The following is an 18,410-nucleotide window of genomic DNA, read 5'->3' on the forward strand; positions in this document are numbered from 1 at the left end:
TCCTTTATTTCAGGTTAAGCGGGCAGTTTAAAAAAGAAATTCAACCGGAAGGCGGAAGGTAAAGTGTTAATTATTGATAGGTAACGTCTGTAATTTCTCCAAGGGTGAAATAACGTCTTACCCCCGATAACAAACGAATGACCTGAAACTGAAATGTGCCCGATATTTGTTTATTGGTTTTGTCGTATTTGGTAATCACTACGCTACCGCTACCATCAACGCCGTAAAACAACAAGTTGGGGTTGGCACCTGCAGCAACCGGGTCTTCGGCAAAAACAATGGTTGCATGGCTGCCACTGCTGATATTCAAGGGGTAAGTTCCTGTTGCATCGCCCGGTATGGTGATGATAAGTTGCGAACCATCGGTACCGACTGCGGTAATGGTGGTGATATTATTTACTAAATTTGCGGTTACAGAAGACGATTTCCAATCTTCAGGATTGGCGATATTGCTGTCGTCAGCTATTTTGGCTTCTACCGAATTTGCCGGATTATTATTGTTATTATTGTCATCAGGATCGTCATCTTCACAAGAAGTAATGCTGATCATGGCTAAGGATACAAAGAGAATTAGGAAAAACCGGGCGAATTTTTTCATGTTTGAAATCGGGGTTTAGTTTAAAATTGATAGAACAAAGATAGATAAATTAAATGGTAATTTGCATGGCAACACGTCAAAATGAATTATTGCCGGAAGATGGACAATTTGGTATTTGGTGTTGCGCTGCGTTTGAAGCGGTTTGGTTTGGTTGGTAAAAGTACCGGATTAGGTCGTAATTTTACCGCCACAACCTATACCGCTTTTTCTATGTCACCTCATCCTGTAAACATTTCGGCGGTCATCATTACCTTTAATGAAGCAGACAATATAGGAGCTTGTATAGATTCTTTGTCAGGTGTTGCCGATGAAATTATCGTGGTCGATTCGTATTCTACAGACGCTACCTCGGAAATTTGCCATCAAAAAGGAGTTCATTTTGTACAACACAAATTTGAAGGGCATATTGAACAAAAAAATTACGCACTGACTTTGGCCAAATACCCCTATATTTTGTCATTAGATGCCGATGAGGTACTTTCCGAATTGCTCAGGAAGAGTATTCTTGAGGTAAAACAGCACCCGGATTACGATGGTTATTACCTCAACCGGTTAAACAATTACTGTGGTCGTTGGATCAGGTATGGCAACTGGTATCCCGACCGCAAACTGCGTTTGTGGAACAAAACCAAAGGGCAATGGGGGGGAGTAAATCCACACGACCGGCTTATCATGGATTTAGGGGCAACAACTTCGGGTCTAAATGGGGATTTAATGCACTATACCATTAAATCAGTTGCCCAGCATTTAGGGCAAATCAACAAATTCAGCAGTATCAGAGCTGAACAGTTGTTTAAACAAGGTAAAAAGCCCACCCTTTATTTTCTTTGGTGTAAACCAATGGTCAGTTTTATCTGGTCTTATTTTGTTAAACTCGGGTTTTTAGATGGTTATTTTGGTTTTATCATCAGTTTTAACTCTGCTTACGCTGTTTTTTTGCGCTATGCTAAACTTAAAGAACTGTGGAACCAACCCCGATAAATATCCGGCTTTTACATGTTTCGACCGCCCGAACCTGGAGGGGTGGTGAGCAGCAAATTGCATACCTTGTTGATGAGCTGAGCAAACGGTCAGGTCTTACCCAACATATAGTGTGTACGCGTGGTTCTGCCATGCACCGTTTTTGTGAAGAAAAAGGAATGTCATTCAGCGCAATCACCAAAGTATTCAGTTTTAACCTTTTTTTTGCATGGAGAATCAAGGAAATCTGCCGCCGGCATCAAATTAACCTTATTCACCTGCACGACCCACATGCGCATCAATTCGGAGTTTTAGCGGCTGATGTGTTTGGGAACAGGATTCCGATGATACTTTCAAGAAGAGTTGATTATCCCGTTAAACAGGGGGCTTATTCCCGTTACAAATACAATCACCACCTGATAAAGCGGATTATTTGTGTGTCTGATGCAGTTAAACAGGTATTGTTACAGGCAGTTTCCGACCCTTCAAAGCTGATTAGGGTGTATAGCGGAATTGATTTAGACAAATTTTCAAACCCCGTACCCTCAGGAATTTTGAGGAAAACATTTCAAATTCCCGATAATGAGTACATCATCGGAAACACCGGTGCTTTGAGCGAACAAAAAGATTATTTGACTTTTTTGGACACTGCCCGAAATTTGATGGATACCGGGGTAAAAGCAAGGTTTGTGATTGTAGGACAGGGGCATTTGTTCAGGAAACTGAACGAATATGCAGCGGAAAAAGGGCTGTTACCCCATGTCATTTTCACCGGATTTCGTTCAGATGTCGCCGATGTTTTGGCAGAATTTGACCTGTTTTTAAGTACCTCAATAGCAGAAGGCCTGGGCACATCAATTGCCGATGCTATGGCTTGCGGCATCCCTGTTGTGGCAACCGATGCCGGAGGGGTGAGAGAAATGGTAATTTCGGAAAAAACAGGGTTATTGGTTCCGGCTCGCGATAGTCATGCGTTAACTTTAGCCGTCCAACGGCTATTGCAAAATCCGGAATTTGCTCAACAGTTGAGTCGTCATGCGTTATTGCATATTCAACAGTTTTCAAAAGAAAAAACCGCAGCAAACACCTATGATATTTACCAATCGGTATTAAGTTCGCCCTGAAAAATGCCGGTTATTTTAAGGGCAGTATGGAAGTTGAAATTACGGTTTACAAGATCAGCATGGCATCTCCGTAGCTGAAAAACTGGTATTTTTCTTTCACCGCCTCTTCATAAGCTTTCATAATCAAATCAAAACCGGCGTATGCACAGACCATAATAATAAGGCTGGTTTGAGGCAAATGAAAATTGGTAATCAGGCAGTCCACCACTTTAAATTCATAAGGGGGATAGACAAACAGGTTAGTCCAGCCGGAAGAAGGTTTGAGTAAATTGGTTGCAGAAACCGATGATTCCAACGTTCGTACTGAGGTGGTACCTACGGCACAAACCTTGTTCCCTTTTTCTTTGGCGCGGTTAACCATTTCAGCAGTTTCATCCGGAATACTATAGTATTCTGCTTCCATTTTATGTTTAGAGAGGTCTTCCACTTCAATAGGTCTGAAAGTACCCAACCCAATATGCAGGGTTACCTCTGCAAAATCAATTCCCTTAATGGCCAATCTTTTCATAAGTTCGGTACTAAGGTGCAACCCTGCTGTAGGTGCTGCCACTGCTCCTTCTTCTTTGGCATAAACAGTTTGATAGCGCTCTTTGTCTATGTCTTCGGGTTTGCGTTTGATATATTTTGGAAGCGGAGTACTTCCCAAAACTCCCAAAATGGCTCTGAATTCTTCGTTTGTCCCGTTGAATAAAAACCGGATGGTGCGGCCTCTTGAAGTAGTATTATCAACCACTTCAGCAACCAACTCGTCATTATCACCAAAATATAGCTTATTGCCTACTCTGATTTTGCGGGCAGGGTCAACCAACACATCCCAAAGGCGATTGGTAGGGCTGAGTTCTCTGAGTAAAAAGACTTCGATTTTTGCACCTGTTTTTTCTTTTTTTCCGTAAAGACGGGCAGGGAACACTTTGGTATTATTGATGACCATGACATCGCCGTCGTCAAAATAATTGAGCACATCCTTGAATATGCGATGCTCGATGGTGCCGGTTTTGCGGTTAACTACCATCAACCGTGATTCGTGTCTTACTTCAGCAGGATACTGCGCAATTAGTTCTTTAGGTAAATTGAAATTAAATTCGGATAGTTTCATATTTTAAGAAAAAGGAAGTTTATATTGTTGGTTTGCGTTTGATAATAATCTATCGGACAAAACAACTCTGTTTAGTCAAAGGTTTTCTAATTTGTATGGCCTTGTTTAAAAAGAGGGCAAAAATAGCTTTTTTATGCCGATTAGAGATAAATAGCTGTTATTTTTGTAAACAATTGGACAGCTTTAACACTAATATTTCCATTAAAGCATTTCACTGTGTTCGTTTTCTTCAAAATTTTTACCGAGGCTGTTATACAGGCCTTACAGGAGTTATGGAATAACAGATTGCGCACATTTTTATCGGTATTAGGCATAACTATTGGAATTTTTTGTGTCATTGCCGTGCAAATGATGGTGGAGAGTGTTCAGCGTAACATCAAACAATCGTTTCAGCGACTGGGGAATGATGTGGTTTTTATAGACCGTTTCCCATGGGACGAAGACCCTTCGATGAACTGGTGGAAATATATCAGACGACCGATACCTAACCTGAATGAATTTAAGGCCATTGAAAGCAAAGTGCCTTCGGCAGAAGCTGTAACCCTGAGAATAATTGTTCAGGGGCAGGATCTCAAACATCTGAATAATATTGTTGAAAATGTGCCTATGGCTGCCGGAACCCATGAATTTGGCAACATTTTCGACCTTGAATTTGAAGACGGGCGCTTTTTTACTTCCTTCGAATCACAACAAGGAAGTCATGTCATTATTTTAGGAAGCACTTTGGCCGAGAACTTATTCCCAAACTATGCGCACGCTGTCGGGCAGGAGGTGAAAATGAAAGGCAAACGTCTGACTGTTGTAGGGGTTCTGAAACGGGAAGGGAAAAGTTTGTTGGGAGATGGTTTTGACGAAGTGGCATTTATTCCTTACAATTTTATGCGGCGCTATGTTGACCCAAACAACGAGCGCATGATGCCACTCATTGCTGTAAAAGCTGCCGAAGGGGTTTCTCTCGAACAATTAAAGGACGATTTGAGAGGCGTTTTGCGTGCAGAACGAAAACTGAAACCGCGGGAAGAGGATAATTTTGCGCTCAACCAAATGAGTTTGCTTACCTCGGTGATTGACAGTGTTTTTGCCGTCATCAACATTGCCGGTTTTCTTATCGGTATTTTTGCTATTTTAGTAGGCGGATTTGGCATCGCCAATATTATGTTTGTGTCGGTCAAAGAGCGAACCGGTATCATCGGGATAAAAAAGTCGCTTGGCGCAAAAAATTTCTTTATTTTGATTGAATTTCTGATAGAAGCCATTTTCCTTTGCATTATAGGTGGTCTTTTTGGAATTTTGCTGGTTTGGATTCTAAGTTTTGTGGGCAATAGTTTTATCGAAAGTTTTAAGTTGGTCGTTTCTATCAATAATGTAAGAACCGGACTACTGTTGTCCATAATTGTCGGAGTATTGTCGGGGTTTGTTCCTGCTTTGAGTGCCGCAAGGATGAACCCCGTTGAGGCAATCAGACAACGTTTTTAACCGGGTTAAATCATTTTGGTATGAAACAGATCTATTTTGTGCGCCATGCAAAATCAAGTTGGGATCATCCCGGTCTTGCAGACGAGTCAAGACCTTTAAATGACAAGGGATTAAGAGATGCACCAAAAATGGGGCAGTTTTTACACAATCAGGGCCTAATGCCTGATGCCATGATTAGCAGTCCGGCTTTGCGGGCTTTGACTACTGCACAACTGATAGCAAAAGAATTGGGTTTTAATTCGCAGAACATTGAAGTTCAGCCTTTGCTATATACCTTTACCATGCACGTCGAACCCTTGTTGGATTTTATCCTTCTATTGCCCAATCAGTATCAGACGGTTATGCTGTTTGGCCATAATCCCACTTTTTCAGAACTTGCAAGCCGGTTTTCCAACTATTCCTTTAAAGACGAGGTCCCTACCTGCAGCGTGGTTGCTTTTGAAATACAGACAACCGATTGGAAAAAAGCACTCTCTGCCCCTACAAACCTGTTATTGTATGGTTACCCCAAATTATTGAAGTAGGGGAAAAATTTGATAGGTGATTTTGAAGCAAAGCCGGAGATTAACAGGGAATGTCCTGATTTTGAGCCGGAATAGTCTGTTCAGAAAATTTGGGGCAGTCGCATTTGCGTTTTTTCATGGCAGCACAACTGCTTAGTAAACTACAGAGTAAAATTGCGGTTATGAGGATGCGTAAGTTTTTCATGTGTTAAGTTTTGCTCGATTTGGAGATATAAACAGGTAATTGGATGCTCAGTAAAAAAATGGCTATATAGTTGCTGTATGGTTCGGTTCGGGCATAGAATTTTGCTGGGAAAAAACCGGACATTCCTTACATTTAGATTTTTTCAAAACATTACAGGAGGATTGTGCCAATCCCAATATTGCAATGATGCAAACAAATAGCCAAAACCGAAAGTTGGGTTTCAAAATCATATACAGAATTATTAGGTTGATAAAAATGTTTTTACCGTTTATCTTTGAGCATTGTAACGCAGAAGGTCATGCAAAAATTGTAAAGTGAGTTGACAAAATGGTTAAAGCGTGTTGCAAATTTACTGCCATTATTGACAAGTCTGATGGTATTTTATTAGACTATACAGGGCGAACAATCAAACGTCCGGTCATTGAGGTTAAACAGTACCTATTCAAATTCTCATTTTTTGACTAAACCGGTACCGACTATTTTGGTGGCCCCCCTCAATTGGGGATTAGGACATGCGACCCGATGTGTTCCGGTCATTGCTGCATTGTTGTCCCGAAATGTACGGGTCATCATCGGGGGCGATGGCAGGTCTTTAGCTTTGCTCCGACATGAATTTCCTCATCTACCGGTGATTGAACTCCCGTCTTACGACATTACCTATCCTGTTGAAGGGGGAAATATGGCTATTTCAATGTCTGTTCAGATACCTAAAATACTGTCCCGGATTCAAGCCGAACAAGATGCTCTGAAACGCTACGACTTAAAGTTTGGATTTGATGCGGTTATATCCGATAACCGTTACGGATGCTACCTCAAAGGTAAGCCGTCTGTATTTATAACCCATCAGTTATTTATACAAACTCCCGGCAACTTAGGGTTTTTGTCTCCTTTGTTGTGGCAGTTAAATCAGTTTTTTATCCGGCGGTTTTCTGCTTGCTGGATACCTGATTTGCCGGATCCGGTACAAAATCTAAGTGGCAATCTTTCACATACCCGCCCTTTATCACCGGCCCGGTTTCGTTTTATCGGCCCGCTTTCCCGTATGTCGAAAGACATTTCTTTGCCGGTTGATGCGCCAATCTTTAAAGCGGCAGTTGTGCTTTCAGGACCGGAACCACAAAGGACAATTTTTGAAGAAATGGTATTAAAACAAGCTGCTTCAACCACAGATTCAATTGCAGTTGTCAGAGGGTTGACCGAAACAAACAACGAGCATCGTAAAAGCAACCTTTACCTGACTGATCATTTGACCACGGAAGCAATTAACCGGTTGTTACTTCGGTCAGAGGTTGTCATTGCCCGATCGGGATATAGTACGCTGATGGATTTGGCTGCAATTGGTAAAAAAGCGGCTTTGGTTCCCACACCCGGTCAAACCGAACAGGAATATCTTGCCGGTAGAAGTATGGAATTAGGCTTATATTACAGTGTTGCTCAACAAAAATTCGATTTGCTAAATGCAATGACACAAGCCGTCCGGTATAGCGGACTTCTGCTTGACAAAAAGGATTTATTAACACAAGCTGTTGAAAGTCTCATTGTCCAAATATAAGGTCAGCCATTCAGACCGGCTTTGTAGGAGCTTCTGATTCTTCTTTGAACTGAACAACGGCATTGAACTCCTGTTCAAACTCCTGATAATAACGCAGTTTTTGTTGTTTGGTAAGAAAAAGCTTGTCCTCCAGTTCTTCCAACAGCATAAAAACGGAATCTTCTGTTTCAGGACGGTTAAAATAAAGCCTGCCGGTCCGTCTTATCAGGAAATCATTCAGATTGGTTACCATTTCATGATTCACACAATAATTCAACTCAGCAAGCAGCAACCTGTCTGCAAGGCTTTTGGTATTAGTGCGTGAAATCAACGATAAAGTATCTAATACGATGGGAGTATTGGATCCATACAACCCCACCAAATATTCTAACTGGGAGCGCGAGATGCCCGAGGAGGCAAATTCAGCAAAGAGATGGTCGCAATAGATTTCAATACTGGTTGCCAGGTCAAAATGTCCACCGGACAAAGTGATGGTATTGGTGATACAGTTTTTGACAGAACGGCCTTCAGTTTTGTAGAGTTCTTTGACTACTACATCAACAACGCGCTCTGCCATTTTTCTGAAACCGGTGAGTTTGCCTCCGGCAATGGAAATCAGCCCCTTTTGGGTATAAAAAATCTCATCCTTCCGGGACAAGTCCGAAGGAGATTTACCGTCTTCGTGGATAAGGGGTCGAAGCCCTGCCCAGGTTGACTCTACATCTTTAAAAGTAAGTTGTACGGTTGGAAACATATAATTAACTGCCTCCAGAATGTATGCAACATCTGCTTTGTTGACCTGCGGTCGGGTTAGGTTTCCGGTATAGCTGGTGTCGGTTGTACCGATATAAGTTGTATTACCTCGTGGAATGGCAAAAATCATTCGCTTGTCGCTAAGTGCATCGAAATAAACAGCCTGTTTCAATGGCAACCGGTGATAAGGTACAACAAGATGAACTCCTTTGGTAAGGTGCAACCGTTTTCCGGTAACATTTTCGTCCTTATCCCGAACGGCATCAACCCAAGGACCGGCAGCATTGACCACCTTTTTAGCAGAAACGGTCAAGGCATGTTGGCGCAAATTGTCAAAGGCTTTAACTCCGTTAATCTGCCCGGATTCGGGATGGTAGGTAAAACCGGTTACCTCTATGTAGTTCAGACAGGTAGCACCAAATTTTACGGCTGTTTTAAGGGTTTCTATAGTCAGGCGGGCATCGTCAGTCTGGTATTCAAAGTATAGCCCGCTTCCCAAAAGTTTATGTTCGTTCAACAGGGGTTCCAATTCCAGCGTTTCTGCTTTGTTGTGCATACTACGCCTTTCCCCTTTTTCAACACCTGCCAGCCAATCATACATATACAGCCCGAAAGAAGTAGCGTTAATGCCCAAAGAGCCATTTTCGATAATGGGCAGGAGCATTTTTTTTGGCCGGACTATATGTGGGGCTTTCTGGAAAAGCAAAGCCCGTTCCTGTCCTACTTCCCGCACCAATCCTACTTCTAATTGTTTTAAATATCGCAGCCCGCCGTGAATTAACTTGGTCGAGCGACTGCTCGTGCCTGCTGCAAAATCCTGCATTTCCAGCAACAAAACAGACATCCCTCTCGAGGCAGCATCCAGGGCTATGCCGGCCCCGGTAATGCCTCCGCCAATGACCAACAAATCGTACTTTGTTGTTTGTACTTTGGTTAATGTTTCCTGGCGGTTCAGGACAGAAAAGGAGCGGGAAAGTTCCATATTTGGGGAATCTTTATCTTTGGATAAAGTCTTTGGTCATTCGACAACGTTTTACAGGCTGAAGCCGGATTTATCATAAATTACTTGATGCCCATTCTTTCTTTTACAAGAGGAAGAATATTCAGGGTTGTATCGGCATACAAAAGGGCGGCGGCATCATAAATAAAAGTATAGCCGTTTTCTTTTCCGATTTGTTTGACGACAGAATCGGCTTTGTTCAGGATCGGGGCATATAGCTTGTCTTTTTCGTTGGCAATTTCCCCTTCTGCCCGCATTTGCATGCTTTGAATTTGTTCTTCCAGGTCGGCTAATTCTTTGCCGTATTTTTCCATCTCAATTGGCGGAATATCTGCCTGACGTGATTGCAGTTCTTTTGCGCGGGATTCGTATTTGTTAATCAGATTTTTAAAAGCAGCTTCCTTTTTTTTGGTAAAATCAGCTACTTTTTTATCAGCAGCTTCGGTTTCAGGCATCAACGAAAGCAATTGTATTGAATTGAGATAACCGTATTTGACTCCAGCCGGAGGAGGAACGCCATTGTTTGCATCACCGGAGTTTTCAGTTTTTGTAGTATCGCTCCCATCTTTGATTTCGGTTTCAGGTGTTTTCGTAGTACACGATGCCAGAATAGAAACAACGAACAAGATGGCAGAAAAAGAAAGAAATGATTTCATTAATGAACTTTGTTTTATTGAAATATAGTAATTGAGTGCAAAAGTAACTAAAATTATGAAGTCAGGGGTTAGCACGGGTTTCCCATCGTCTTGTGTAGAGCCAAAGAGGGCTGTTTTCAGTTGCTTTGATAAAAAGTCTTGTATAGAATCAATTCTCTGATAAGTAATAAAGCCACCGGATTATTTTCGGTATAACCAGGAAGCAGGGTTCATTTTATTATTGCTTTCCCAAACTTCCAGATGCACTATAGCTTCGTTTTCATCCTCATTAAAGTAAACCGTTCCGATAGTTTCCTTGGTTTTTACAAGATCGCCTTTATTGACAGTTGGTTCTTTTAGGTTGGTATAGACTGTAAAATAGTTTCCATGCTTGATGATAACCGCCCATTGAAAAGTAGGATTGAACAAAATATTAGAAACTTTCCCGTCAAAAACCGCCCTAACGTTAGCATTAGGCTCTGTACTAATGTCTATACCGTTGTTGGTGGTGGTGATGTTTTTAAGCACGGGGTGTGGATTGGTACCAAAATTGGCGGTGATAACTCCCTTTTCAACAGGCCAAGGCAGTTTCCCTTTGTTTGAGGCAAATGTTGCCGAAAGTTTTTGTGCTTCTGGGCTGTTGTCTAATTTTAGTTTTTTGTCATCAGTTGCCCCTTTGGGATTTGTAGCAGTAGCTTTAGCAATGAGCGATTTAATTTGTTTATTGAGGTCGTCAAGGGCGTTTTGCTTTTCGCGAAGTTTTTGCTCCATTTGCTTTTCCTTGGTTTTCAGCGATTTCAGAAGTTGATCTTTATTCACCTTTTCAGCTTCCAAAGTTTCCCGTTCTTTCTGCCGGCTACTTAGCAAATGGCTATGTTCATCTTTTTCTTTTTGAAGGTCGGCCAATTTTAACTTTAAGGTTTCGTGGGTACTGTAAATACTGAGTACCTGATCTTTCCGGAATTGGCGGTAATAGTCCAGATATTTCATTCGCCGGTAGGCATCATTTACGTTTTTTGCCGAAAAAAGAAAGAGCAATTTATGATAATCGCTCCGGTTGATATAGGCATTCCGGGCCGATTTGGCATAATCTTCCTGCAACTCTTCTAAAGCAATTCCCAGCGAATCGATTTGAAACTCGATGTCAGCAATGCGGTTGTCCAGCAAATCTAAATTTTCTGCCAGATTGGAAATGATTTGATTCCTGTTCTGAATTTTTTTCTGAACTAAGATTAGCTCGTTCAGGGATGCTTTCTTTTCCGAGCGCGTTGTCCGGAGAATATCTTTTGTGTTGTTCATGTCTTCATAAAGCACTTTGCGTTTTTTTTGCAGTTCAGTCCTCGATGCTTTGTTGTTTTTTTGAGCAAACAGGAGGTTTGAGCTGCAAAAGCACAAAATAATCAGCAAGAATATAATGCCTCTGAAGAAAAAAGGAATAGATATTTTACCGGATAATTTCATAGTTATTGCCTATAGAAAATGGGAAATCAAGAGGTTCGTTGATCTTTATTTTAGACAATTCTATTTTGGCCTCATAAATATCAGTTGCAGCCATCTTTACGGTGCGGTTATGGGCAAAAGGTTTATTGCTGACGGGCAGATAATTGCTCAAATCTACAGATAAATTCCGGCTATTGGCAGTGTCGGTAACTAATAACCTCGTGATGGTATAGTTTTGAGGTTCGACAAATACTGCATATTGCAGGTTGTCCGATTGGTCAGTCAGACAAAATCCGCCTTCCGGCAAAGTACTTACTTGAGGGGTTTCCGGTAAAACGGGCAGTTTGTTGCCCAAAATGATGCGTTGTAGTGTGGTAAAATCAAGTGGATACCCGACGAGTGTTTCCAGATAGGCGATGCTTTTGACATAATACCGTTTGTTGAACTTATCCATCACCTTGACTGAGTCGGGAGTAATCAACATTCGGGCAACCTCTATTTTAATTCCTATATTCGCATAGGCCGACATCCACAACAGGGAATCTTTTTTTAGCCGGATGTCTGCGCCAAAAGACTGAGTTTGACTCCCCTGTCTGGCTTCAATCTGTGCTTTTGCGTTAAACCAATCTGCCTGAAGCTCATTGACCAACAGCTTGTTCTCTAAGGCCAGGGATGCCGAATTTTCGACAGGAACATCCGGAATACGGCTTATTTTTTTTGCCGGGGTGCATGCCGGCAATATGGCGGCAATCAACCATAGCATCAAGGCAGGCAGGAGAGGGGTTTTCATAAATTTGATTTTGTTAGGATTTCGCCCTCCAAAGTAAGGCGTTTACATTAGACTTTAATGGTGTTCAAAAGTTTGTAAACGTTTACTGCGTACTTATTCGTATAATTTGCGGTCGTTGATTTTTTTATCTAAAAAACCGGAGTTACCACCGGCATCTTTTGACAGTTTCCATTGCTCGACTGCTTTGTTGATTTCGTTGAGCTGGTAAAGAATATCCCCATAATGCTCCAGTAAAGTGGCGTTGGGAGTTCCACTGTTAACCAGGGCTTTTTCTATCCATGTCAGGGCTTCAGCATATTTTTTCTGTTTATAAAGCACCCAGGCGAAGGTATCTTCAAAAGAGCTGTTGGCAGGTTCTGATTTGTTAGACTTGGCCGACATTTCGGCAGCCTTGTCCAAGTGTTCACCCCGCAAGGCAAGAAAATAGCTGTAGTTATTTAAAATCAATGCATCGTCCGGGGTAAGCTTCAGCGCTTTTTCAAAACTGTTGTCCGACTTGTCATATTCTTTGGTTTCATTGTAAACGGAACCGAGCAGCGAATACATTTGAGCGGTAAGGTTATTGTCATTTACGCTGATCAGAGTACCCTGTTTGAGCGACTTCACCGCTTTTTCGTAACTTTTGACCTGCAAATTGGCTATGCCGTTAAAGTAATAGGGGTAAGGTTGATTGGGAAACAATTCGATTACTTCGCTGCTGAGTTGTGCCAATTGGGTGAAATTTTGCAATTCATAGTTGAGAATCAGCATTTGATACCATACTTCAAAATTGCTGCCGTCCAATTCGGAGGCGCGGGTAAACTCTTTAAGTGCTTCCGCTTTTTGGTCGTAGGTATAGAGCAAGTCTGCATATAAGATATGGGCTAAAGGCTCGCTTTCATGTGTTTTGACGACCAGTTCGATGAGATTAAAAATACGTGTTTTCCCGACGGGATCGGCAGATTTCTGCTCAACCAGCGGGCTTAACCGTTGTACCTTGGCGTTTATTGGCAACTCGGAACTTGCTAATGCTTTGTTGAGATATTCAAGAAATTTTTCCTCATTGTTTTGGGTATAATAATAGTCGGAAAGCGCTAAACAGGCGTAGGGATTGTCGGGCGATACTTTAAGCAGGTTGTTATAAACCTCTAAAGCCTTATCGGGCATATTGTTTGACAGATACAACTCACCCAATGTAAGCAAATAGCGCATATCATTGGGAAAAGCATTACTCAACTTTTGCAGTTCAAGGACTGCATTATCAAACTGACCAATTCGCAGATAAAGTTTTTGCTTTTGAATACTGATGTCTTCAAGAGTGCCGATTTTTTGTTCTAAGGCATCATATACCTTGATGGCTTCGGCATATTTTCCCGCCTGAATAAGCATATAAGCCCAGTCGAAGTAGTAATCATAATCGGCAGGAAATTTTTGTGTCAGGGTTTCGAAAATCTTTGCTGCTTCGTCAAACCGCGAGTTAACTGATAAGGTTTCAGCATACAGGGCTTGATACCATTTATTGTCAGGGTCAGTTTTTGCAGCCTTCTCGGCATAAAGCAAGGTTTGTTCCTGATCTTGTGATTCGAAGTAAATTCGCGCTAATTCAAACATCGCTGCATCGTGATTGGGGTCCAGCATAAGACATTGTTTAAATGCCAGTACAGCCCCTTCGGTATTTCCTTTGATATTGGCAGTCAGTCCGTCAAAAAACAATTTTTGCACTTTTTGTTGATCTGCTTCGGAAAGCCGGCTTTTATTGTCAGCACCTTCAGTTTTCGACTTTTTATCTTTGTTTTTTTTACTTTGAGCAAATACAGTATCGCTGCTTCCGATAACGGCAAGTGAGAGCAGCATCAACAGGTAAAAATGAAAACGGAATGATTTGATGATATCCATGAAAAAAGTCGTTAAAAATCATAATCTTGGTACAAAGACACAGGTAATCCCAAAAACCCCTGTTGCGTAAATAAAAACAGGATGTAGGCTATGGGGTTCAAAAATGCTTAAATTATTGTGATACTATGACTTAAATCCTATCCGGCCGCATTTTTTTACCCCGTTAACAGAACCGGATATCCTGAAAATCAACCTTTTGGTTGGACTTATCTTGTAAAATTCAGTTACAAATAATCGGTTGATAATAAAAATATAAATACAACAAATATTGTCGCGTAAAAATCTGATTATTCAGATGTGGAATAATCGCCGATGCTCAGGTCTTCAAAATGGCCGGTAAGATGCACATGATTACCAATCATAGAATTGGCAATCACTTTGTATTTAATGGTGGTCTGGTCTTGGATGATGCTGTTTTTGATGACTGAATGTTCAATTTTAGTGCCATCGCCTATTGAAACATGTGGACCCACTACCGCATTGTTGATGGTAACATTATTGCCGATATAACATGGCTCAATGATACTGGCATTGTGAAACACAGAGGAGGGTGAAATTAAGTTGACACCTTTTAGTTTGAGCAATTCCAGCATCCGCTGATTGGTGTGGACAGTGGCGTTTTTGTTGCCGCAATCTAACCATTCTTCGACTGATGCTATGCCAAAATGGGTTCCTTTTTGTTTCATGTTTTCCAATGCCGAAGTTAGCTGATATTCTCCTTTGTCTTTAATATCGTTGTCAATGATATACTGCAGTTCGTTTCGAAGATATTGTCCGTCCTTGAAATAATATATTCCGATGATGGCCATATCTGAAACGAATGTGCTGGGTTTTTCAACAAATTCGGTAATGATATTTTGATTATTCATTTTAACCACTCCAAACCTGGACGGGTCTTCAACGCGGTGTGTCCAGATAATTCCATCCGATGCTGTATCTATTTTAATGTTAGCCTTAAACAACGTATCGGCAAAAGCTACGATCAGGTTTTTGTTCATAATGCTTTGAGCACAAAGAATGGCATGGGCGGTTCCCAAAGGTTTGTCCTGATAAAAAATATGTCCCTTTGCGCCTGCACGGGTAGCAACATCCAGCAACTGATTTTCGACATCGGTGCCAAAATCGCCAATGATAAACCCGATATTGTCAACCGGTTCACTGCACATTTCGACAATATCTTCTACCAAGCGCTGCACCATCGGTTTTCCGGCTACAGGGATCAGTGGTTTTGGGATAGTGATAGTATGAGGTCTCAATCGGGTACCTCTGCCTGCCATAGGTATAATTATATTCATAGTAACTGAATTGTGCGATAATTAAATCGGGTTAGCCTGTTTTATTATAAAGTTTGTTTTAAAATGCAGATTTTATTCTGAAACAAGATACATGATTTGTGTTTCAGCAAATTTTTTTCTTTGAATTTATCCCCCTGTGCTTCCAAAACCACCCTCTCCCCGGTGGGTATTGTTTAAATTGGTAGTCAGTTCCCATTCAACTTGTTCATGTTTGGCAATTACCATTTGTGCAATTCTGTCGCCGGGCATGATGGTTTGGGTTTCCCGGGAAATATTAGCCATTATCACCCCGATTTCACCGCGGTAATCGGCATCAATTGTTGCCGGTGCATTGGGCAATATCAGCCCTTTTTTAAGCGCATTTCCGCTTCGGGCACGCAATTGTGCCTCGTAACCTTTGGGAAGTTCAATATAAAGCCCTGTAGGGATAAGTACTCTGTCAAATGGCTGTAAGACAACCGGTTCGACAAGGTAGGCATATACATCCATTCCTGCCGAATCAGCAGTCGCATAAGCCGGAAGCGGGTTGTTGGATTGATTGATTATTTTTACCTGAAGAGTCATAATTTTGATGCGAATGACGGGTTTCGAAAATGGGAGGATAAATAATTTAAGCAATCAGTTCAATGTCAAATTGTACCAGGTCAACAAATTCCTGTACCCGTCCTTCAATTTTAGAGCTGTCGAGATGAAGCAATTGCTCTGCTCCGAATTTTTCGACACAAAAAGAAGCCATCGCAGAGCCATAGATGATTGAGCGTTTCAGGTTGCCAAAATTGTGATATTGCGATTTTGCCAAATAGCCCATCAATCCACCGGCAAAGGTATCACCGGCACCCGTTGGGTCAAACACATCTTCGAGCGGAAGGGCAGGTGCAAAAAACACTTTGTTTTGGTGAAACAGCAAAGCGCCATGTTCCCCTTTTTTAATGACTAAGTATTCAGGACCCATTTCCATAATTTTGCGAGCCCCTTTGACCAATGAGTAACTACCCGAAAGCTGACGGGCTTCTTCGTCATTGATAATGAGCAGGTCAACGAGAGATAGTGTTTTGAGCAATTCGTCCATGGCTGAATCCATCCAGAAATTCATGGTGTCCATGGCAATGAGTTTGGGGCGTTTATGCAGGCGTTCTATCACCTGCCTTTGAACCACAGGCATCAGATTGCCCAACATCACATAATCGGGGTTTTGGATGCTGTCGGGGATAACGGGGTCGAAATCTGCCAGCACATTCAATTCGGTTATCAGGGTATCCCTGCTGTTCATATCTAAATGATATTTTCCCGACCAGAAAAAACTTTTCTCGCCTTGTCTGATTTGAAGCCCGTCAGTACGGCAGCCTCTTTGCTGCATATCGCTGATAAAAGTTTGTGGAAAATCATCTCCTACAACGGAAACAATACGAATATCGGGACAAAAATAGGATGCCGCCAAACTGATATAAGTAGCTGCACCACCTATAATCTTATCGGTTTTTCCAAACGGAGTTTCAATGGCATCAAACGCCATGGAGCCTACTACTAATAAACTCATAGAGGACTTACTGGAGTTAAAGAATAACTTTTCGAAATTTTGCGCAAAGATGGCACTATTATTTGAAACTTGAGCAGGCTGAAAGGGTATATAATTAAGACATTTCCCTGATTTTTAAAAAATCAAAAAAAACTATGCCCCAAACTTGGTACATAAAAAAGAAGTATTTACCTTTGCGAGCGCAAAAAAACAAGCCTCCTTAGCTCAGTCGGTTAGAGCAACGGACTGTTAATCCGTGTGTCCTAGGTTCAAGTCCTAGAGGGGGCGCAACCACAAAAGCCTTGCAACCAAAAAATTGCAAGGCTTTTTTTATGTGCGGCTTCTCTTCTAACCATCCTTATACAGCAGCCTGTGCAAGAAAATGGCAGATCCCGGAAAAAACTATCTTTAGGGACTATCTTTTTTACCGTTTTTCTCGACCTCGTTGGCGTTGGAATTGTCATGCCTGTTACGGTCCCTTTGTTGCTCAACCCGGCATCGGGGGTTTTACCTTACGATTATAGCGAATCTTTCCGAACCATTCTGCTTGGCTTTTTAATTGCCTCCTATCCTGTTGCCTCCTTTTTTGGAGGTCCGATGTTGGGGGCTTTGGCTGATAAATACGGACGAAAACGACTGCTCATGTTGTCTTTGGTTGGTTCAATGATCGGGTATCTCATTTTCGCGCTTGGAATTTATTGGCAAAGCATATACCTGTTGTTTTTAAGCCGCCTGATTGACGGATTTTCGGGAGGTAATATTTCAATTGTTCAGGCTGCTATTGCCGACATCAGCGATGACTCTTCAAAGGCGAAGAATTTCGGACTTATAGGTCTTGCCTTTGGCGTAGGGTTTGTCATCGGACCTTTTATTGGCGGTAAATTGTCGGACCCTTCCTTAGTCAGTTGGTTCAATTATGATACGCCGTTTTTGTTTGCTGCTTTTTTATGTTTGGTTAATTTCGGGCTTGTGGTTCGCAACTTTGAGGAAACACTCGAATCGCCCGTTCACCGCCCTGTCAATGCCTTTACCGGAATCAATAACCTGAAACAGGCATTGTCTGATTTGCGGATTCGAGCTTTGTTTGCGGCCGTTTTTTTCTATCATCTGGGCTTCAGTTTTTTTACCCAGTTTTTTCAGGTATATCTCGTCAAACGCTTCTCATACACCCAATCCGAAATCGGGAACTACTTTGCCTATATCGGGCTATGTATTGCGCTGGTTCAGGGTATAGTCGTGCGCAGGCTTGCAGTTCGATTTCCTTCAAAACAAATTTTGCGTTACAGTTTGCCCGGATTAGCTGTCGCATTGTTTTGTATGTTGCTCCCACAAAATGGATGGCAACTATATATAGTTTCTCCTTTTATTGCCTTATTTCAAGGCTCTTCTGCCCCTAATTCCACCTCTTTGGTTTCTCAGAATGCCCCCCGCGGGGAGCAAGGTAAAATGTTGGGCATCAACCAATCAGTACTTTCGGTGGGGTTGGCAGTTCCACCCATTCTTGCCGGTTTTTTCGATTCTATTGACGTGCGGTTGCCCATTATCGCCGCCTCAATAAGTGTAATGACCGGCTGGCTGCTCATGCTCAGATTTTTAAAAAAGTAGAAAGCCAA

General features: G+C 41.9%; 17 protein-coding genes and 1 tRNA gene. 7 read left to right on the top strand and 11 right to left on the bottom strand.

The genetic code is table 11. From position 1 onward, the window contains the following. Positions 1-70: 70 nt before the first annotated feature. Positions 71-598 carry a hypothetical protein gene (locus IPM47_05785; GenBank protein ID QQS30452.1) on the bottom strand — a complete coding sequence of 176 codons (528 nt, stop codon included), beginning with the start codon at positions 596-598 and terminating at the stop codon, positions 71-73. Positions 599-808: 210 nt separating this feature from the next. On the opposite strand from IPM47_05785, the gene IPM47_05790 reads away from it, so the two are divergent. Together IPM47_05790 and IPM47_05795 are read left to right on the top strand one after the other, a co-directional pair. Next, positions 809-1,579 carry a glycosyltransferase family 2 protein gene (locus tag IPM47_05790; protein ID QQS31396.1) on the top strand — a complete coding sequence of 257 codons (771 nt, stop codon included), beginning with the start codon at positions 809-811 and terminating at the stop codon, positions 1,577-1,579. Beyond that, positions 1,561-2,682 carry a glycosyltransferase family 4 protein gene (locus IPM47_05795; GenBank protein ID QQS30453.1) on the top strand — a complete coding sequence of 374 codons (1,122 nt, stop codon included), beginning with the start codon at positions 1,561-1,563 and terminating at the stop codon, positions 2,680-2,682. Before IPM47_05790 ends, IPM47_05795 begins: the two co-directional genes overlap by 19 nt. Positions 2,683-2,728: 46 nt before the next feature. On the opposite strand, the gene queA is transcribed toward IPM47_05795, so the two are convergent. Continuing rightward, complete coding sequence (queA, locus tag IPM47_05800; protein QQS30454.1) at positions 2,729-3,778, bottom strand: tRNA preQ1(34) S-adenosylmethionine ribosyltransferase-isomerase QueA; 1,050 nt, start codon at positions 3,776-3,778, stop codon at positions 2,729-2,731. Between the two features lie 216 nt (positions 3,779-3,994). Between queA and IPM47_05805 the strand changes: the two genes are divergently transcribed. Both IPM47_05805 and IPM47_05810 read left to right on the top strand, forming a co-directional pair. Further along, positions 3,995-5,254: an ABC transporter permease gene (locus IPM47_05805; GenBank protein QQS30455.1), complete on the top strand. Its 1,260-nt coding sequence runs from the start codon at positions 3,995-3,997 to the stop codon at positions 5,252-5,254. A 20-nt stretch (positions 5,255-5,274) separates the two neighbouring features. Continuing rightward, positions 5,275-5,778 (top strand): histidine phosphatase family protein, encoded by a 504-nt coding sequence (locus IPM47_05810; GenBank protein QQS30456.1) that lies wholly within the window; start codon positions 5,275-5,277, stop codon positions 5,776-5,778. A gap of 40 nt (positions 5,779-5,818) precedes the next feature. Here the strand turns inward: IPM47_05810 and IPM47_05815 are convergent, their stop codons facing one another. Next, complete coding sequence (locus IPM47_05815; GenBank protein QQS30457.1) at positions 5,819-5,962, bottom strand: hypothetical protein; 144 nt, start codon at positions 5,960-5,962, stop codon at positions 5,819-5,821. A 457-nt stretch (positions 5,963-6,419) separates the two neighbouring features. On the opposite strand from IPM47_05815, the gene IPM47_05820 reads away from it, so the two are divergent. Then, complete coding sequence (locus IPM47_05820; protein QQS30458.1) at positions 6,420-7,514, top strand: glycosyltransferase; 1,095 nt, start codon at positions 6,420-6,422, stop codon at positions 7,512-7,514. A gap of 10 nt (positions 7,515-7,524) precedes the next feature. On the opposite strand, the gene IPM47_05825 is transcribed toward IPM47_05820, so the two are convergent. The 8 genes from IPM47_05825 to IPM47_05860 all read right to left on the bottom strand — a co-directional run bounded on the left by IPM47_05825 (position 7,525) and on the right by IPM47_05860 (position 16,818). After that, entirely contained in the window at positions 7,525-9,228 is a 1,704-nt protein-coding gene (locus tag IPM47_05825; protein QQS30459.1) for a glycerol-3-phosphate dehydrogenase/oxidase, read from the bottom strand. Positions 9,229-9,308: 80 nt separating this feature from the next. Beyond that, positions 9,309-9,902: an OmpH family outer membrane protein gene (locus tag IPM47_05830; protein ID QQS30460.1), complete on the bottom strand. Its 594-nt coding sequence runs from the start codon at positions 9,900-9,902 to the stop codon at positions 9,309-9,311. Between the two features lie 180 nt (positions 9,903-10,082). Then, entirely contained in the window at positions 10,083-11,342 is a 1,260-nt protein-coding gene (locus tag IPM47_05835) for a peptidoglycan DD-metalloendopeptidase family protein (protein ID QQS30461.1), read from the bottom strand. Continuing rightward, positions 11,326-12,111 carry a DUF4292 domain-containing protein gene (locus tag IPM47_05840; protein QQS30462.1) on the bottom strand — a complete coding sequence of 262 codons (786 nt, stop codon included), beginning with the start codon at positions 12,109-12,111 and terminating at the stop codon, positions 11,326-11,328. Before IPM47_05840 ends, IPM47_05835 begins: the two co-directional genes overlap by 17 nt. Before the next feature lie 93 nt (positions 12,112-12,204). Then, the gene (locus IPM47_05845) at positions 12,205-13,986 is read right to left on the bottom strand and encodes a tetratricopeptide repeat protein (GenBank protein ID QQS30463.1); all 1,782 of its coding nucleotides are present in this window, start codon (positions 13,984-13,986) and stop codon (positions 12,205-12,207) included. Between the two features lie 287 nt (positions 13,987-14,273). Beyond that, entirely contained in the window at positions 14,274-15,281 is a 1,008-nt protein-coding gene (locus tag IPM47_05850; GenBank protein QQS30464.1) for a nucleotidyltransferase, read from the bottom strand. Between the two features lie 126 nt (positions 15,282-15,407). Further along, positions 15,408-15,845 (bottom strand): dUTP diphosphatase, encoded by a 438-nt coding sequence (dut, locus tag IPM47_05855; GenBank protein QQS30465.1) that lies wholly within the window; start codon positions 15,843-15,845, stop codon positions 15,408-15,410. 46 nt (positions 15,846-15,891) lie between these two features. Then, entirely contained in the window at positions 15,892-16,818 is a 927-nt protein-coding gene (locus IPM47_05860) for a sugar kinase (protein ID QQS30466.1), read from the bottom strand. A gap of 193 nt (positions 16,819-17,011) precedes the next feature. Between IPM47_05860 and IPM47_05865 the strand changes: the two genes are divergently transcribed. Both IPM47_05865 and IPM47_05870 read left to right on the top strand, forming a co-directional pair. Beyond that, a tRNA-Asn gene (locus IPM47_05865) sits at positions 17,012-17,085 on the top strand. Between the two features lie 174 nt (positions 17,086-17,259). Next, the gene (locus tag IPM47_05870; protein ID QQS31397.1) at positions 17,260-18,402 is read left to right on the top strand and encodes an MFS transporter; all 1,143 of its coding nucleotides are present in this window, start codon (positions 17,260-17,262) and stop codon (positions 18,400-18,402) included. Positions 18,403-18,410: the final 8 nt, after the last annotated feature.

This window comes from Sphingobacteriales bacterium (assembly GCA_016700115.1).
Classification (GTDB): Bacteria; Bacteroidota; Bacteroidia; order Chitinophagales; family UBA2359; genus UBA2359.

Excerpts from the sequence above, each read along its gene's own strand:
- IPM47_05825 (QQS30459.1), bottom strand. The coding sequence starts at position 9,228 with ATGGAACTTTCCCGCTCCTTTTCTGTCCTGAACCGCCAGGAAACATTA.
- dut (QQS30465.1), bottom strand. The coding sequence starts at position 15,845 with ATGACTCTTCAGGTAAAAATAATCAATCAATCCAACAACCCGCTTCCG.
- IPM47_05815 (QQS30457.1), bottom strand. The coding sequence starts at position 5,962 with ATGAAAAACTTACGCATCCTCATAACCGCAATTTTACTCTGTAGTTTA.
- IPM47_05850 (QQS30464.1), bottom strand. The coding sequence starts at position 15,281 with ATGAATATAATTATACCTATGGCAGGCAGAGGTACCCGATTGAGACCT.
- IPM47_05785 (QQS30452.1), bottom strand. The coding sequence starts at position 598 with ATGAAAAAATTCGCCCGGTTTTTCCTAATTCTCTTTGTATCCTTAGCC.
- IPM47_05830 (QQS30460.1), bottom strand. The coding sequence starts at position 9,902 with ATGAAATCATTTCTTTCTTTTTCTGCCATCTTGTTCGTTGTTTCTATT.
- IPM47_05790 (QQS31396.1), top strand. The coding sequence starts at position 809 with ATGTCACCTCATCCTGTAAACATTTCGGCGGTCATCATTACCTTTAAT.
- IPM47_05810 (QQS30456.1), top strand. The coding sequence starts at position 5,275 with ATGAAACAGATCTATTTTGTGCGCCATGCAAAATCAAGTTGGGATCAT.
- queA (QQS30454.1), bottom strand. The coding sequence starts at position 3,778 with ATGAAACTATCCGAATTTAATTTCAATTTACCTAAAGAACTAATTGCG.
- IPM47_05840 (QQS30462.1), bottom strand. The coding sequence starts at position 12,111 with ATGAAAACCCCTCTCCTGCCTGCCTTGATGCTATGGTTGATTGCCGCC.
- IPM47_05845 (QQS30463.1), bottom strand. The coding sequence starts at position 13,986 with ATGGATATCATCAAATCATTCCGTTTTCATTTTTACCTGTTGATGCTG.
- IPM47_05835 (QQS30461.1), bottom strand. The coding sequence starts at position 11,342 with ATGAAATTATCCGGTAAAATATCTATTCCTTTTTTCTTCAGAGGCATT.
- IPM47_05870 (QQS31397.1), top strand. The coding sequence starts at position 17,260 with ATGCCTGTTACGGTCCCTTTGTTGCTCAACCCGGCATCGGGGGTTTTA.
- IPM47_05860 (QQS30466.1), bottom strand. The coding sequence starts at position 16,818 with ATGAGTTTATTAGTAGTAGGCTCCATGGCGTTTGATGCCATTGAAACT.